The following is a 15,372-nucleotide window of genomic DNA, read 5'->3' on the forward strand; positions in this document are numbered from 1 at the left end:
GGGGGTGATGCGCTCAGTCGGCCTTTTCCTTGAAAAGCCCGACACGCAGATCGGTTGCCTTGTAAATGACCTCGCCATCGGCCTTCATCCAGCCGTCGGCAATGCCCAGCACCAGACGTCCGCGCATGACGCGCTTGAAGTCGATGCCATATTCCACGAGCTTGGTGGATGGCGTAACCATGCCGGTGAATTTCACTTCGCCTGTCGAGATCGCCCGGCCCTTGCCGGGTTCGCCCAGCCAGCCGAGGTAAAAGCCGGTCAATTGCCACATGGCATCCAGACCAAGGCATCCCGGCATCACCGGGTCACCCTGGAAATGGCAGGGGAAGAACCAGAGATCGGGAGTGATGTCGAATTCGGCGCGGATATAGCCCTTGTCATGCGGGCCGCCGGTTTCCGAAATATCGGTGATGCGATTGAACATCAGCATGGGCGGCAGCGGCAATTGCGCATTGCCCTGGCCGAACAGTTCACCCCGACCGCAGGCGAGAATCTCGTCGTAATTATAGCTTGTTTGTTTTTCGTTCATCGGTCTTTCAATTCCCCCCTTCAGGCGTTCCGCTTAGGAGACTTAAAGCAAGATGGCGACGAATTGAAGCCGATGCCAATTCATTCCAACGCTTTACGTTGTGTCGTATGGCCTCTATCCTGGCCGCTTTCCGCCGACCGAATACAGGAAGCGTCCATACTCCACCAGTGCTAAAATCGGTCAACTGCCTCAATATAAGGGCTTTCACTGGATTTACCCGCCGTCAAACTATTGAAAGCAGGCCCGTCAGCAGGTATATCAGTACGATGATAGTGAGATTTCAAGGGACAATGCGGAGATCGCCGGTATGATGGCGCAAGCCTCTAGGGACGTGGAAGCAAAACTGCGTCGGTCGGGTCTGCGGCCGACACGGCAGAGGGTTGCCTTGGCTTCGCTATTGTTTGCCAAGGGCGATCGCCATCTGACCGTCGAGGAACTGCACGAAGAAGCGGTCGCCGCCGACGTGCCCGTTTCTCTGGCCACGGTCTACAACACACTTCATCAGTTTACCGAGGCCGGCATGATCCGGGTTCTGGCGGTTGAGAGCAACAAGACCTATTTCGATACCAACGTGTCGGATCACCACCACTTTTTTGTGGAGGGCCGCAACGAGGTTCTGGATATTCCGGTCAGCAATATTGAAATCGGCAACCTGCCTGCGCCGCCAGAAGGCATGGAAATTTCTCATGTCGACGTGGTGATCCGGTTGCGTCCCAAGGCCTGATCTCTTGGCGGCCCGATCTCCAAGCCTGTCGTGATGACCATGATCGGCTCAGACCATATCCGGTTCACATCACGTCATCAGGATGGCGCCCGGCCTGGTGCCCATATCTTGGAAATGTCCAGCCAAAATACAATGCGCCGCCGCGCACCATAAAGGCTGCCAGCACCCCACCTGCGGACGCCCAGTATAAGGGCGCGGCCAGCATGAAAGCTCCGGTAAACACACAGGCACCGATCAAGGCTGCGGTGATGTAAATTTCCGGACGCAGCAGCACCGAAGGCTCATTGGCCAGCAGATCGCGCAACACGCCGCCCAGGGTGGCCGTCATCATGCCCGTGACGATGGCGATGGTGGGTGAGCCGGTCGCTGCCATTCCCTTGGCCGCTCCCATCACGCAATAGGCGGAAAGCCCGATAGCATCGAGCCAGATCAGCAGCTTGTAGCGCGATTCCACCAGATGCGCGGTGAAGAACACCAGCACGCCGACAGCGCAGCAGATCAGGATATAGCTCGGGTTGACCACCCAGAACACCGGCAGGCGCCCAAGAATGATATCGCGCACCGTGCCGCCGCCTGTACCGGTGACCGTGGCAAAAAACAGGAAGCCGATCAGATCCAGCTGTTTGCGCGAGGCGGCCAAAGCTCCGGTGGCGGCAAATAGCGCAACACCTGCATAATCCAGATAAAGAAGAAGCGACATAGTGGCCCTGACGTTGCGATGATCTGCCGATAAATGGACGCGAAATGTGCGGCGCTGGGGTGGATTCGCACTGTTTTACACTATCACGCCTTACCCAAGGCATAAGGATTCCCGGTTTCAATAAGCGCGCGCTCTTGCCTTTGCCAACCAAACGCTGCCAGTCGGGCCGTCGCAAACCGGATTGATGGCAAGGGCGGCACAAGCTGGTTACGCTATCGGGATCTTTGGCACTGCGGATGGTCCGCAATGCGCTAGATTTTCGTTCTCGCCATAGGGCCGCAATCCTATCGAAGGTTCATGCCGTGAAATTGCTTTTTCGCCTGCTCCTGTGCCTGTTGTTGCCCCTGTCCGCCTCGGTTGCCCTGGCGCAACAGCAATTGGTGAGTGACCCGGAAATCTACGAGAAGGATCATTTCCGTAAGGTCTGCAAGACAGCTGAGTTCGATGACAACTACGTCACCCGGTTGGATATCAACAATGATGGCATTGTCGATGCGGTCGTCAACGAAGGCGCGCTGACCTGTGATGGCAAGCGCGGTCCCGACTGCGATTCCGAAGGCTGCCCCTATAATTTCTATGTCCAGGTCAAGGAAGGCGGCTATCTGATGATCGCCAGCGCCAAGATCTTTGGCTATGACTTCATCCAGCGTTACGGCAACAAGGTTTTCGTGCTGAAAATGCCGCCGCATTTCTGCGACCGCACCGATGGTCCGCAATGTGAAATGACTGTGCGGGTGCGCGGCGTGATGTTCGTGACGATCGTCAAGAAATAGTCTGAAACAGCGACAGCATGGTGCATTCAGAAGGGTGCATCATGCTGTCGCAACGTGTGTTTGAACGCGAGTGCGTTTGGGCTACGCCTTTGCCATGGATTGCGCACGCATACGATTATACTCGTCCTTGGTGATTGGCTTTGCCGTTTTGTTGCCCAGCTCATCGATACTGATTCGGTAGGTTTCCCGGGCAGAGAGTGCGGCCAGTGCTGAAATCACGGTAACGGCGAGCGTCCAGCAGCCGATGACAACAGGGATATTCAGCGATCCGGGCGGTGCAACGGCGGTGAACAGGGCCGGGAACAAGGCCGTGATTGCGGTGCCCACATTCTGCGCGATGGCCATTGAGGAGACGCGGATGCGACTCTGAAACAATTCCGGATAGAATGACGGGAAGACGGCGTTATATCCCTGATAGATCACGCCCCACATCAACAGCGACATGACGATGGCCATCGGGACATTGTGAATGCTGATCGCATAGAGATAGCCAAACGACAAAGCGCCAGACAGCAACGCGCCGATGATGATCGGTGGTCTGCGGCCAATACGGTCGGAAAGGCCGCCGATAAAGGGAATGACCAGAACGGCAACAATATTGCCGAGAACCGGAATCCACAGGTAGACGTCCTTGCTGAAGCCGACACCGTAAGCTGGCTGCACGGCATAGGCCGCGCCGAACACTGTTGTCACCGTTGGAATGACGTTCATAAGCGACATGCACATGACGCGGATGATATCGGCCCAGCCATGGCGGAAAGCCTCGACAATGGGCGCTTTCGGGACCGCACCGCTTTCGCTGGCGTTGATGAAGGTCGGTGTCTCCTCAACCAGACGGCGGATGACAAAGCCGACGATTACCACGAAGATCGACAGGAGGAAGGGAATACGCCAGCCCCAGCTGTTGAACGCTGCGGGTTCCATGTAGTGGGCGAGCGGCAGAAACACGGCGGCAGCCAGAATCTGTCCCGCCTGGACGCCCTGAAGTGCGAAGGATGCGAAAAAGCCCCGTCGGCCGGTTGGTGCATGTTCCAGAATCATTGACGATGCACCCGAAATTTCACCGGCGACAGCAAAGCCCTGGATCAGGCGAAGCACGACCAGAAAAATCGGAGCCCAGATGCCGATTTGCTCATAGGTGGGCAACAGGCCGACCATCAGTGTCGAAAAGCCCATGAGAAACAGGCAGGTCAGCATCATTTTTTTACGTCCGTAAACGTCGCCCATGTGACCCAGAACGAAGGCACCGATTGGGCGGCTGACATAGCCCACGCCATAGGTCGTCAGTGATGCGACGATTGCGGTTGTCGGATCTGCGGATGGAAAAAACAGCTGAGGAAAAACCAGCGCTGCGGCGGTGGCGTAAATGAAGAAATCATAATATTCCAGCGCGGAGCCAATCCAGCCGCTGGCAGTGGCGACACGAGATTGTCTCTGCGCTTTTTCACGATCTAAGGACATATCTGTTCCCTCCCAACAAGCATTTCATCAGTGGGATGAGGAAAAAGCCAAATTGCCAACCCTCCGTTGACAATTCAATAAACGCAATTTTACCCACCAATGATAGTAGATTAATTTATTACAACCAAAATCCAGTCCGACCATAATAAGGTCAAGACGGATGTACAACCCAAAAGCACCAATATCCTTCAGGCCAATGATGGAGCATCAGGCCGAATGCGTAATCGCGCGGGGCCTGGTTGCAATTGACTTTGAGTGGGTAACCGGGACGCTCGGATTATTGCTTGTGCCGCATCCCCGTTGGCAGAATAGGCAACTGTTAACAAGCGCTCTGATGGAGAAAACGCCAATTTTCAGAAAAATCGATTCGCTGATTGCTCAGCGCCAGAAGTATCTCATGGAACAGATCGCAGATTATTCAAATCTATACACAAAGAAGATTTGGTGGAGCTAAGCGGGATCGAACCGCTGACCTCTTGCATGCCATGCAAGCGCTCTCCCAGCTGAGCTATAGCCCCATAAGGGTCCGACATTTGCCGGGTCCGGGAACCGTGTGAAGCAGTGCTTCGTTCGGTGTGGCGGCTTCATACGTGCTGCTTTTGCACATGACAAGCCAAAAAATGCACCCCCGGATGTTTTTTTGTCATCCGGGGGCGGAGACCTGTTGAATCAGACTTCGTCGTCGTCGCCGGTCACGCCGATAATGCCGGACATGTCGTCGTCTTCGTCGTCTTCGTCGGCTTCCAGGAAGGTGTCGTCATCGTCGTCGCCGATTTCGACATCGTCATCGCCGATATCAGGAATGTCGTCGCCACCGGCTGCATCGTCCGCGTCTTCCAGCGAAACCAGCTCGACATCGGTGTTCTCGGTATCGACTTCCGCGACCTCTTCCTCTTCAGCCTTTTCCATGATGGCGGCTACCGAGGTCTCTTCAAAGTAAGAGAGCGGCCAGGATTTCTTCGTATAGGGGGATACGACCGGATCATTGTTCAGATCGTAGAATTTCTTGCCGGTGTCGGGGCAAGTGCGTTTGGTTCCAAGTTCTGCCTTCGCCACTGTCAAAGCCTCATGAAATCGTTGGAAAAGAGGGCATGCGCCAAGGACCCGGACCCGAAGGCCGGTCCAACTGTCGTCGGTCCCTTAATCGTTGTGCTGGCTTCTGTCAAAGGCAAACTGGCTGGTTGATCCGCAGGCTCGCCGCTTTCGCGCCAGCCAGAGACAGGCAAGAGACAGGAATGGAGGGCGATGAAGCGGGGATGACCTTGGACCTCGGGTGTGCTACGGGGCCGTGCAACATGAGGTATGCAGACAGGAAGAGGATGGCTGTTTGACTGAGGTGACGGGAAACACGTTTGTAATCGCCATCGATGGTCCTGCGGCTGCCGGCAAGGGAACGCTGTCACGCCGCATCGCCGACAGTTACGGCTTTCATCATCTGGACACCGGCCTGACCTACCGCGCTACGGCAAAGGCGCTTCTGGAAAAAAGCCTGCCGCTCGATAATGAGGCCGTGGCCGAGCAGGTGGCGCTGGGGCTCGATCTGGCTGGTCTCGACCGCGAGGTTCTGTCCAAGCACGATATCGGCGAGGCGGCCTCTAAGATCGCCGTCATGCCAGCCGTGCGCCGCGCCCTGGTCGAGGCGCAGCGGCGGTTTTCGCTGAAATCCCCTGGTGCGGTGCTGGACGGGCGCGATATCGGCACCGTTGTCTGCCCGGATGCGGCGGTCAAGCTCTATGTCACGGCCTCTCCGCAAGTGCGCGCCCGGCGCCGCTATGACGAGATTGTCGCCCATGGCGGTGTGGCCGATTATCCGGCGGTTTTTGAGGATGTGAAGCGGCGCGACGAGCGCGACATGGGCCGCGCCGACAGCCCGTTGAAACCTGCTGAAGACGCGCACTTGCTAGATACGTCCGAAATGAGTATAGAGGCGGCGTTTCAAGCTGCGCGTTCCTTGATCGATGCGGCATTGAAAAAAAATTAGCATGCATTCAGCAGACAGCACCGACGACCGGTTTTGTCTGGACCAGCCGAAACCAGCGTCCTTGCGCCGGGTTGTCCTTTTATGAAGGGCGGACGCGGGATCGGCCGTTATCAACACCAACCCACCGGCGCACTGCGCATTCCCAAGGGGATGCGATTAGGAGATTTCATGTCTGTTTCTACCCCGACACGGGACGATTTCGCGGCCCTGCTGGAAGAATCCTTTGCAAAGACCGATTTGGCCGAAGGCTATGTTGCCAAGGGCATCGTGACGGCCATTGAGAAGGACGTCGCGATCGTTGACGTCGGCCTCAAGGTCGAAGGCCGCGTTCCGCTGAAGGAATTTGGCGCGCGCGCCAAGGACGGCCAGCTGAAAGTTGGCGACGAAGTTGAAGTTTACGTCGAGCGCATTGAAAACGCGCTGGGCGAAGCTGTTCTGTCGCGCGAAAAGGCCCGTCGCGAAGAAAGCTGGATCAAGCTCGAAGCCAAGTTCGAAGCTGGTGAGCGCGTTGAAGGCGTTATCTTCAACCAGGTCAAGGGTGGTTTCACCGTCGATCTCGACGGCGCCGTTGCCTTCCTGCCGCGCTCTCAGGTGGATATCCGCCCGATCCGCGACGTGACCCCGCTGATGCACAACCCGCAGCCCTTCGAAATCCTCAAGATGGACAAGCGTCGCGGCAACATCGTGGTTTCGCGCCGTACGGTTCTGGAAGAGTCCCGCGCCGAGCAGCGTTCTGAAATCGTTCAGAACCTCGAAGAAGGCCAGGTTGTTGAAGGCGTCGTCAAGAACATCACCGATTACGGTGCGTTCGTTGACCTCGGCGGCATCGACGGTCTGCTGCATGTCACCGACATGGCATGGCGTCGTGTGAACCATCCTTCGGAAATCCTGTCCATCGGCCAGTCGGTCAAGGTTCAGATCATCCGTATCAACCAGGAAACCCACCGCATCTCGCTCGGCATGAAGCAGCTCGAGTCTGATCCTTGGGATGGCATTGCTGCCAAGTACCCGGTTGGCAAGAAGATCTCCGGTACCGTCACCAACATCACCGACTACGGTGCATTCGTTGAGCTGGAGCCAGGCATCGAAGGCCTGATCCACATTTCCGAAATGTCCTGGACCAAGAAGAACGTACACCCCGGCAAGATCCTGTCCACCAGCCAGGAAGTTGACGTGGTTGTTCTTGAAGTCGATCCGTCCAAGCGTCGTATCTCGCTTGGCCTGAAGCAGACCCTCGAAAACCCATGGCAGGCATTTGCCTACAGCCATCCGGCTGGCGCTGAAGTCGAAGGCGAAGTCAAGAACAAGACCGAATTCGGCCTGTTCATCGGCCTCGAAGGCGACGTTGACGGCATGGTTCACCTGTCGGATCTCGACTGGAACCGTCCAGGCGAGCAGGTCATCGAAGAATACAACAAGGGCGACGTCGTTCGCGCCGTTGTTCTCGATGTGGATGTCGAAAAGGAGCGTATTTCGCTCGGCATCAAGCAGCTCGGTAAGGACTCGGTCGGTGATGCCGCCGCTTCCGGCGATCTGCGTAAGAATGCTGTCGTGTCCTGCGAAGTGATCGCGGTCAATGACGGTGGCGTCGAAGTCAAGCTCGTCAACCATGAAGACATCGTGTCCTTCATCCGCCGCGCCGACCTCGCTCGTGACCGTGACGACCAGCGCCCTGAGCGTTTCTCCGTTGGCCAGGTTTTTGACGCTCGCGTCACCAACTTCTCCAAGAAGGATCGCAAGGTCATGCTGTCGATCAAGGCGCTGGAAATCGCTGAAGAGAAGGAAGCTGTTGCTCAGTTCGGTTCGTCCGATAGCGGCGCTTCGCTCGGCGACATCCTGGGGGCAGCTCTGAAGAACCGCAGCAACGACTAATCGTCGCGGTTTAGAAGATTAAAACCCGCCGGGCAGCAATGTCCGGCGGGTTTTTCTTTGGCTTGATGGTTGCTGGCGTGATGATTGCCGAAAACGGCTCTTGCCGCTCATCGAACAATGCTCTAAATTTAGAATTATTCTAAATTGGAGATCGGCCATCATGTTTCGCTCCTTATTCGCCCCTGCGAAGCGACGTCTGGATAGTCTCACCGAACAGGAGGTTCTTGCGCTGGCGATTTCTTCCGAGGAAGACGATGCGCGGATCTATCTGGCCTATGCGGAGCGGTTGAAGGATCAATATCCCCAGTCGGCCAAGGTTTTCAAAGATATGGCTGAGGTGGAGCACACGCACCGCAACATGCTGATCGACATGCATCGCCAGCGATTTGGCGAGCACATTCCGCTGATCCGCCGGGAGCATGTTCAGGGGTTCATGACACGAAAACCCGATTGGCTTCAGGCCCAACTTTCCGTCGATCAGGTGCGCGAAGAAGCCGAGGCCATGGAGCGCTCTGCGTATAATTTTTATGTTGAGGCCCAAAAACACGTCTCGGACGCCCGCACAAGGACGCTTCTCGGCGATCTGGCCATGGCGGAGCAAGGCCATGAGGATGTGGCTCACATGTTGGGCGAAAAGCATCGGCCGGAGGATGTTCAGAAGCTGGAGCAGGAAACCACCAAGCGGCAGTTCGTTCTAACCTATGTGCAGCCGGGCCTTGCCGGATTGATGGATGGTTCGGTTTCGACCCTTGCACCGATATTTGCGGCGGCCTTTGCCACCGGCGATACCTGGCAGACCTTTCTGGTCGGCCTCTCGGCCTCGGTGGGGGCGGGCATTTCCATGGGCTTTACCGAAGCCTCCCATGACGATGGCAAGATTTCCGGCCGAGGTTCGCCGATCAAGCGCGGCCTTGCCTGCGGCATCATGACGGCGCTGGGCGGACTGGGCCATGCGCTACCCTATCTCATTCCGCATTTCTGGACGGCGACAGCGACGGCGGGCGTGGTGGTGTTCATCGAATTATGGGCCATCGCCTTCATCCAGAACAAATATATGGAAACGCCGTTCTGGCGTGCGGCCATGCAGGTGGTGCTGGGCGGTTCGTTGGTGCTGGCCGCAGGTATCCTGATCGGCAGTGGTTGAAACAGTCCATGAAAAAGGCCTGGAGTGTTTCCACATCCAGGACCTTTTTTCGATTGTCTGTGCCGATTGTCTGTTGGCCTATTTCAACGCCGCGACCGGAACATCCTTGCCGCTCTCAATCGTGACCCAACGACCGGTATCGAAACTCGCCTGCCGTTTTAGATAGGTATAGGAGGTTTGGCTCCAGAGTTTGACGTCATCAACCAGATTGTCGAGAATATAGTCGCCTGCGGATGTGCGCAGCGTCAAGACGGCATGGCCTTCGCCATCGGCTTTGCGCACGACGGTAATCAGCAGATCCGCTTCCGAGAAGCCAGCCTGGAGCAGACGCTTGCGCTTCAACAGAACAAAGTCTTCGCAATCGCCGGCGTCAACGGGATATTCCCACCATTCTTCACGTCCATAAACGTCCATATCGGTCATTGGAGTGATGGATTTGTTCACATCCATGTTAACGGCGTGAACGATATCCCAACCGTGCTCCGTAACCTGGCGCGCAGGAGCAGGCTTGCTGCGCACCTGGCACTCGGCCTTGTAGCGCAGGCAAAATTCATAATGACCGATGGGCTGCGAGGTGATGCCGCCGGTAACCATCGAGGCTGGAACAGCCGATGTCATATCCGCAGCCGCATTGCCCGCGAAAAACAGCGGAAGTGCCAGAAAAGCTGCCAGAGCTGAGAGCCTGAAGGTCATGAGACGTCCCTTGAATTCTTAACAAATAGTTAAGATTACCCAGGGCAGAGAGTCAATCGTTCCAAGGTCGAGGGGCGGCTCAATCGGCCAATATGGTTAAAATCCGTTAATGAGTGTGAAGTTTTTGTCGCATTTTTGCTGAATGCTCCCCGGGGTGGGCTTGGGCTTGCCCCTAGCCTTTACGGTTTTGGTTCGATCATGGCGCAAATAGCGTTGCGCATCCGGTCGATGTCCTGCGGACGCGACAGGCGATGATCGCCGTCACGCACCAATGTTAACACAACATCGTCGGCGGGCAGGTGTTCGACCAGTTTCAGCGCATGCTGGTAGGGAACGTCAGGATCGGCCATGCCTTGCAGGATATGGATGGGGCAGCCGGTATCGATAATGCCGGTCATTACCCGATTAGCACGCCCGTCTTCTATCAGCGCGCGCGTGTAGATATTCGGTTCCGGGCTATACTCCGAGACCTCCTCGAAATAGCCTTTCTCGGCCAACTCTGCCCGCTCCCGGTCGCCAAGGAGTGGCTCGATCAAGTCCGAAGTAAAGTCGGGAGCCGGTGCGATCAACACGATTCCAGACACCTGGGACGGATTGTCGGGGCGGGCTTTCAGTTCTTGAATCAGTCGCAATGCAATCCAGCCGCCCATGGAGGAGCCGACCAGAACGAGTTTTTCCGGTTTGAAGTGATCGACAACGGAAAGAGCCTCTTCCAGCCAGCGGGAAATGGTGCCGTCGCGAAAGGCTCCGCCAGAGGTGCCATGCCCGGAATAATCGAATCGGATCGCTCCAACCCCAAGAGATGCGGCCAGATCGTCCATTTCCACTGCCTTGGTGCCTGTCATGTCGGACCGGTAGCCGCCAAGCCAGATGCAGGTGGCGCGATTCTCTCCCACCGGCGCCCGTACCAGTGCGGCTATGCTGCGCGCATCGCTTCCCTGTCCCACGGTGATTGCATGGGTTTCGATTATCTGTCCGGCATGGGTCATCATTGTCTCCAGGTGTGGTCAAATTGCCCTTGAAGAGAGCAGTTCGTAGTCCGGTTTCGAATATTTCAATCCTTTGATGCATTCGAGATATTCAAAGTCGGTTGAAAGCGGGGGTGCGTGAGCATCTTCCGGCCTTCGCATTTGGTATAAAACAGATTCTTCTCTTCACGACAGCAGGTGATTTTTTTAAAAAACTATGCTATCACCCTTTGAACAGTGGTCCGAGAGAGTGCCCAGCCTTGCAAGGCGGGACAATCGGGCCTATCTGACGTTCCGAAATCACCGATATGACGATCCGAAATTATTGAGGAGAATACGACCATTCGCAGACCGTTCAAAGCCGATGCCCCCGTTAAGGACGGGCCGCGCTCCAACCGGGAGATCCGGGTTCCAAAGGTCCAGTTGATTGACGCAGAAGGCCAGAATCTCGGCGCCGTGCCGACGGACCAGGCGCTCCGCATGGCGGAAGAAGCCGGTCTCGATCTTGTCGAAATTTCGCCGAATGCTGAACCGCCCGTTTGCAAGATCCTGGACCTTGGCAAGCTGAAATACGCCAACCAGAAGAAGGCGGCAGAAGCGCGCAAGAAACAGAAAATCGTTGAAGTCAAAGAAATCAAGATGCGCCCGAACATCGACACCCATGACTATGAGGTGAAGATGAAGTCGATGTCGCGGTTCTTTGAAGACGGCGACAAGGTCAAGGTTACCCTGAAGTTCCGCGGCCGCGAAATGGCCCACCAGGAACTTGGCATGAAATTGCTCATGCAGGTGAAGGAAGACACAGTCGAGGTTGCCAAGGTTGAAGCTGAACCCAAGCTCGAAGGTCGTCAGATGATGATGGTGCTGGCACCTAAATAAGCCAGCGGCGTGTCAGTCTGACCCGCGAGCATCTGCCAGTTTAAAGCGACATGCGTTTTATCGAGCGCAGGTCGCTTTTTTACGTAAATTACTTGTCGCCTTCGAACGCGTAAACCTGACAAAATCCTGACAATGGCGTCAGCGCGATGTCAGCGGTGTTTTGGCATTGTCATTTTCAACAGACGGGATTTACCCCACGTCCCCACAACGTTCCCGGTCTGTTATGTCATCCTATGCCCCTGGGTGACGACAAGGCTATAAGCCTATTGGAAACTCCGCCGTCTCTAAATGGAACGGCGGAGTTCCTTATTTGGGAACGTATAGATTCCTGTTTTTTGGGGATTCCAGATGAATTATGTAATTTCTTCTTCGTGCAGAAGATCAACTGAAATTAAAATGTATTTGCAATTGAAATATTTTGAATTATTCGTCATGAAATTTTCGAAATATTAAAAAAATACTGAGGAATCTTTTTATAAGTTGTAATTTAGCTTTACAGCTGTTTGCGGCCTCTATATTCAAATGGCACTATACGACTCAACCTGAGAATGCGGTCGGATCACCTTGCGCATCAAACGTCGCGTTGACTGGATAATTTATCTGAGGTCCAATGGGATTTTATGACTGAATACAGGCAACCGAGCGCCGATTAAAGTTTGTCAGCCAGTGTCGCCCTCTGCTTATACCGGAATGGACATGAGAAGCAGCTCAACGGAAGATGGAAAAAAGGAGGTCGCCAGAGCAATCCGGCGCCAACTTTCGTGTCTGAGATGTTTTGCGAAAGAAGGGCCAGAGGGTTGCCGCGTCTATGGTCGAGGTGTGGCGGCAATTCTGTTTCTTGTATCCCTGTTCTTTACCAGTCTCGTCATGGCCTCTGACAATCGCAGTGGGCCTCCAGGCGGTCCTCCAGGTGGATGGCGAGGCGGCGATCCGCCGAGTGGTGGCCCTCCTAGTTTTTCAGGCTCTCCTGGGCCTTTTGGCAGCAGGCCCGGCGGTGGAGGTCCAGGCGGATCTCCGAACGGCTCATCTCCAGATGACGATCCGAGCATCGTCCGGCCACAGGTGCTGGACGGCGTCAAAAGTGGCCGCTATCGTTCGTTACGAGAGGTGCTTGGCAATCTCAAACTGCCTGAAGGTTCGCGGTTGATCGACGTGGATTTACGCTATCTCTCCAACGGTGATTTTTACTTGCTGACCATAAAGGACATGTCCGGGCGGTTTCGCACCTTGAAAGTGGATGCGCGAACCGGAAAACTGGCACGATAAAGCCTGCAGCGACAGCCTACATCGCATCGTACCGAAAAATGGAAACCGGTTTTTGGATAATACGATACAAACAAAATCCTATAGCGCCCTGCACGATATAATCTTGCGCGGATTGTAACTTCTTTCACGGCGGTCTTTTGGAGAGCATTGAATCTTGCGTATTTTACTGGCTGAAGACGACGCCAATATCGGGCGCCATGTGGCGGAGACGTTGAGAGGCGAGGGCTACGAGGTGACCTTGGTCAGCAAGGGGCCGGATGTCTGGGAGGCTGGAGAGGATACCGGCCTCGGCGCCATCATTCTCGATCTCGGTCTGCCTGGGCTGGATGGCCTTTCGATTTTAAGACGGTGGCGCAAGGATAGGATCCAGACACCCGTTCTGGTCCTGACGGCGCGAGGGTCCTGGATGGAAAGGGTCGATGGTTTCGATGCCGGGGCGGATGATTATCTTCCGAAACCGTTCCGGACAGAGGAGTTATTGGCCCGGCTTCGCGCATTGCTGCGGCGCGCTGGAAAAACCAGCCATACCCTTTTTTCAGCCGGGCGTTTTCAGGTGGATGAGTCCGGTCGGACCGTCACCTTCAATGGTGCCTTGCTGGATGTCAGCCCGCTGGAGTTTCGTTTGATCCAGATTCTCGTCCAAAACAAGGGCCGGGTATTTTCAGCCTATGAGATCGCCACTCAGATCCAAGGCCGCGATGATGATGCTTCGAAAAATGCAGTCGAAGCCATGGTGGCGCGGATCCGCAAGAAAACGGATGCCAGTGCTATCGAAACACGGCGCGGCTTTGGCTACGTCGTGCCGGACGAAAATTCATGCTGAGATCGCTGCGCCTCAGGGTCGCGGTCGGCTCCTTCCTGGCAATCGGGCTGGCGCTGATGGTCCTTTGGTTCTCTGTCGGTTATTTGTTCATCAACTATGTCGGTCAGCAATTCAAAACCGAGATGAATGTCACTACCAATACCATTGCATCCCGTCTCAAGGTGGAAAATGGCAAGATTGAGATCGTCTCACCACCGGCAGATCCCCGTTTTTCCACCGTCAGCGGCGGGCGTTACTGGCAGGTATGGACGCCTGATGGCCGCAGCCTGCGGTCGCGGTCGCTCTGGGATGTGGAACTGCCCAGAACTGGATTGCATCAGGAAGGTCCATTCGATTTCAGTCGCGCGCAGGGGCCAGATGGCGAGGATATTTTACTGCTCCGCAGCGAAATCAAAATCTCGGATGAGGGCATAGACTATCCGGTTATCATCTATGCCGGCTTTCCTTTGGCCAATCTGATGGAGCCGCTCGATCAGCATCGGGAGCGCTCGCGTTCCGTCATGCTGATCACCGCCCTGGTTCTGTTAGGCGCGGCGCTGCTCCAGGCTAGGGTCATTTTGCAGCCGCTGACGCGCGTGCGACATCAGGTGTCGATGGTCCGGGCCGGCCAGTTGCGGGTCATGGATGACGGCGTGCCGATTGAAGTGATGCCGCTTGTCGAGGAAATCAATCTTTTGCTCACCGAACGGCAGCACGCGATCGAGAAGGCGCGCAGCAGAGCTAGCGATCTGGCGCATGGGTTGAAAACACCGCTGACGGTGTTGGCGCAAATGGTGCAGCATTTGCCGTCCGCCGAGCGTGAAGCGGCTTTCGAGCAAATCAACCTGGTACGCCAGCGGGCGGACCGGCAATTGCAGGCTGCCCGCCTTGGTGTCGAGCAGATGCAGGTAACCGACATGGAAGGTCTGATAGGCAAACTGGTCAAGGTTCTTGACCCGATTGCCCGGGCGCGGGACCTTGTCTGGGATGTCGAGGTGGAGCCAGGCTTGGCGATTGAGGCCGACGCTGCCGATCTTGCCGAAGCAATCGGCAACATTCTCGACAATGCAACGAAATGGGCCTCCTCGGTCATTCAAGTCCGCGCGTTTGGGGATCGGGATATGGCGATGATCGTCATTGATGATGACGGGCCAGGTGTGCGCCCGCAAGACCGGCAGCAGGTGCTTCGCCGGGGCGAATTTCTGGACGCAGACCAAGGCGGTTCCGGTCTGGGCCTGGCAATCTGCGCCGATATCATGACCGCTTACGGCGGCAATCTCAGCCTGGATCAGGCCGATATTGGCGGCTTGCTTGTCACGCTGCAATTTCCCCGCAACGGTGGCCGTCAGATCCCAGCTCACCCGATCTAACGGTGGGACACTTGGCCTGGATAATTGGCTTATGCCGTCGATTTTCTGGTGTCAGCAGGCCACAAAAGCGATTTTTGCCTCACACACTTGAATCCCGTTGCACTTTGCCGGGCCTGCGGTTATAAGCGCCCGTCCGAACGGTCCGGCAGGGCATGCCGTGGCCGTTCTTTATGCTTGAAAACAGGCCTCGTCTGCCTGTTTCGATACAAG

16 protein-coding genes and 1 tRNA gene are annotated in these 15,372 nt (G+C 55.9%); 10 read left to right on the forward strand and 7 right to left on the reverse strand.

The window, feature by feature from the left end:
* Positions 1-13 precede the first annotated feature (13 nt).
* Positions 14-529, reverse strand: coding sequence for a 3-hydroxyacyl-[acyl-carrier-protein] dehydratase FabA (gene fabA / locus FS819_RS16765; RefSeq protein WP_070163996.1), 516 nt, complete (start codon positions 527-529; stop codon positions 14-16).
* A gap of 307 nt (positions 530-836) precedes the next feature.
* Between fabA and irrA the strand changes: the two genes are divergently transcribed.
* Positions 837-1,253, forward strand: coding sequence for an iron response transcriptional regulator IrrA (gene irrA / locus FS819_RS16770; RefSeq protein WP_070147497.1), 417 nt, complete (start codon positions 837-839; stop codon positions 1,251-1,253).
* 64 nt (positions 1,254-1,317) lie between these two features.
* Here the strand turns inward: irrA and FS819_RS16775 are convergent, their stop codons facing one another.
* Entirely contained in the window at positions 1,318-1,953 is a 636-nt protein-coding gene (locus FS819_RS16775) for a trimeric intracellular cation channel family protein (protein WP_012654642.1), read from the reverse strand.
* 236 nt (positions 1,954-2,189) lie between these two features.
* Here FS819_RS16775 and FS819_RS16780 point away from each other — a divergent pair, with 236 nt between their 5' ends.
* Complete coding sequence (locus tag FS819_RS16780; RefSeq protein WP_070163995.1) at positions 2,190-2,726, forward strand: hypothetical protein; 537 nt, start codon at positions 2,190-2,192, stop codon at positions 2,724-2,726.
* A gap of 81 nt (positions 2,727-2,807) precedes the next feature.
* Here the strand turns inward: FS819_RS16780 and FS819_RS16785 are convergent, their stop codons facing one another.
* Positions 2,808-4,187, reverse strand: a complete 1,380-nt coding sequence (locus tag FS819_RS16785) for an MFS transporter (protein WP_156549006.1) — start codon at positions 4,185-4,187, stop codon at positions 2,808-2,810.
* 160 nt (positions 4,188-4,347) lie between these two features.
* Here FS819_RS16785 and FS819_RS16790 point away from each other — a divergent pair, with 160 nt between their 5' ends.
* Complete coding sequence (locus FS819_RS16790) at positions 4,348-4,641, forward strand: hypothetical protein (protein WP_156549008.1); 294 nt, start codon at positions 4,348-4,350, stop codon at positions 4,639-4,641.
* On the opposite strand, the gene FS819_RS16795 is transcribed toward FS819_RS16790, so the two are convergent.
* Both FS819_RS16795 and FS819_RS16800 read right to left on the reverse strand, forming a co-directional pair.
* Positions 4,630-4,705, reverse strand: a tRNA-Ala gene (locus FS819_RS16795). The two genes, FS819_RS16790 and FS819_RS16795, sit on opposite strands and share 12 nt — an antisense overlap.
* Positions 4,706-4,856: 151 nt before the next feature.
* Positions 4,857-5,243, reverse strand: a complete 387-nt coding sequence (locus FS819_RS16800; RefSeq protein WP_060719389.1) for a TIGR02300 family protein — start codon at positions 5,241-5,243, stop codon at positions 4,857-4,859.
* 280 nt (positions 5,244-5,523) lie between these two features.
* Between FS819_RS16800 and cmk the strand changes: the two genes are divergently transcribed.
* The 3 genes from cmk (at position 5,524) to mbfA (ending at position 9,184) form a co-directional block, all read left to right on the forward strand.
* Positions 5,524-6,168 carry a (d)CMP kinase gene (cmk, locus tag FS819_RS16805; protein WP_234624754.1) on the forward strand — a complete coding sequence of 215 codons (645 nt, stop codon included), beginning with the start codon at positions 5,524-5,526 and terminating at the stop codon, positions 6,166-6,168.
* A gap of 168 nt (positions 6,169-6,336) precedes the next feature.
* Entirely contained in the window at positions 6,337-8,040 is a 1,704-nt protein-coding gene (gene rpsA, locus FS819_RS16810; protein WP_060719485.1) for a 30S ribosomal protein S1, read from the forward strand.
* A 160-nt stretch (positions 8,041-8,200) separates the two neighbouring features.
* A complete protein-coding gene (mbfA, locus tag FS819_RS16815; RefSeq protein ID WP_156549012.1) occupies positions 8,201-9,184 on the forward strand; it encodes an iron exporter MbfA in 984 nt (327 codons plus the stop codon).
* Between the two features lie 78 nt (positions 9,185-9,262).
* Here the strand turns inward: mbfA and FS819_RS16820 are convergent, their stop codons facing one another.
* Both FS819_RS16820 and FS819_RS16825 read right to left on the reverse strand, forming a co-directional pair.
* Positions 9,263-9,877 (reverse strand): transglutaminase-like cysteine peptidase, encoded by a 615-nt coding sequence (locus FS819_RS16820; RefSeq protein WP_041696079.1) that lies wholly within the window; start codon positions 9,875-9,877, stop codon positions 9,263-9,265.
* Positions 9,878-10,056: 179 nt separating this feature from the next.
* Positions 10,057-10,866, reverse strand: coding sequence for an alpha/beta hydrolase (locus FS819_RS16825; protein ID WP_156549014.1), 810 nt, complete (start codon positions 10,864-10,866; stop codon positions 10,057-10,059).
* A gap of 321 nt (positions 10,867-11,187) precedes the next feature.
* Between FS819_RS16825 and infC the strand changes: the two genes are divergently transcribed.
* The 4 genes from infC to FS819_RS16845 all read left to right on the forward strand — a co-directional run bounded on the left by infC (position 11,188) and on the right by FS819_RS16845 (position 15,162).
* Entirely contained in the window at positions 11,188-11,724 is a 537-nt protein-coding gene (gene infC, locus FS819_RS16830; RefSeq protein ID WP_041696081.1) for a translation initiation factor IF-3, read from the forward strand.
* Between the two features lie 819 nt (positions 11,725-12,543).
* Entirely contained in the window at positions 12,544-12,990 is a 447-nt protein-coding gene (locus FS819_RS16835; protein ID WP_156549016.1) for a PepSY domain-containing protein, read from the forward strand.
* 154 nt (positions 12,991-13,144) lie between these two features.
* Positions 13,145-13,813, forward strand: coding sequence for a response regulator transcription factor (locus tag FS819_RS16840; RefSeq protein ID WP_156549018.1), 669 nt, complete (start codon positions 13,145-13,147; stop codon positions 13,811-13,813).
* Positions 13,807-15,162: a sensor histidine kinase gene (locus FS819_RS16845; RefSeq protein ID WP_234624737.1), complete on the forward strand. Its 1,356-nt coding sequence runs from the start codon at positions 13,807-13,809 to the stop codon at positions 15,160-15,162. Before FS819_RS16840 ends, FS819_RS16845 begins: the two co-directional genes overlap by 7 nt.
* Positions 15,163-15,372 lie beyond the last annotated feature (210 nt).

The organism is Allorhizobium sp. Av2, from assembly GCF_021462805.2.
Classification (GTDB): Bacteria; Pseudomonadota; Alphaproteobacteria; order Rhizobiales; family Rhizobiaceae; genus Allorhizobium; species Allorhizobium vitis_G.

What these genes read in the sequence shown, in the direction of transcription:
- fabA (WP_070163996.1), bottom strand. Translation starts at nt 529, where the DNA reads ATGAACGAAAAACAAACAAGCTATAATTACGACGAGATTCTCGCCTGC.
- irrA (WP_070147497.1), top strand. Translation starts at nt 837, where the DNA reads ATGATGGCGCAAGCCTCTAGGGACGTGGAAGCAAAACTGCGTCGGTCG.
- FS819_RS16775 (WP_012654642.1), bottom strand. Translation starts at nt 1,953, where the DNA reads ATGTCGCTTCTTCTTTATCTGGATTATGCAGGTGTTGCGCTATTTGCC.
- FS819_RS16780 (WP_070163995.1), top strand. Translation starts at nt 2,190, where the DNA reads ATGGTCCGCAATGCGCTAGATTTTCGTTCTCGCCATAGGGCCGCAATC.
- FS819_RS16785 (WP_156549006.1), bottom strand. Translation starts at nt 4,187, where the DNA reads ATGTCCTTAGATCGTGAAAAAGCGCAGAGACAATCTCGTGTCGCCACT.
- FS819_RS16790 (WP_156549008.1), top strand. Translation starts at nt 4,348, where the DNA reads ATGTACAACCCAAAAGCACCAATATCCTTCAGGCCAATGATGGAGCAT.
- rpsA (WP_060719485.1), top strand. Translation starts at nt 6,337, where the DNA reads ATGTCTGTTTCTACCCCGACACGGGACGATTTCGCGGCCCTGCTGGAA.
- mbfA (WP_156549012.1), top strand. Translation starts at nt 8,201, where the DNA reads ATGTTTCGCTCCTTATTCGCCCCTGCGAAGCGACGTCTGGATAGTCTC.
- FS819_RS16820 (WP_041696079.1), bottom strand. Translation starts at nt 9,877, where the DNA reads ATGACCTTCAGGCTCTCAGCTCTGGCAGCTTTTCTGGCACTTCCGCTG.
- FS819_RS16825 (WP_156549014.1), bottom strand. Translation starts at nt 10,866, where the DNA reads ATGACCCATGCCGGACAGATAATCGAAACCCATGCAATCACCGTGGGA.
- FS819_RS16845 (WP_234624737.1), top strand. Translation starts at nt 13,807, where the DNA reads ATGCTGAGATCGCTGCGCCTCAGGGTCGCGGTCGGCTCCTTCCTGGCA.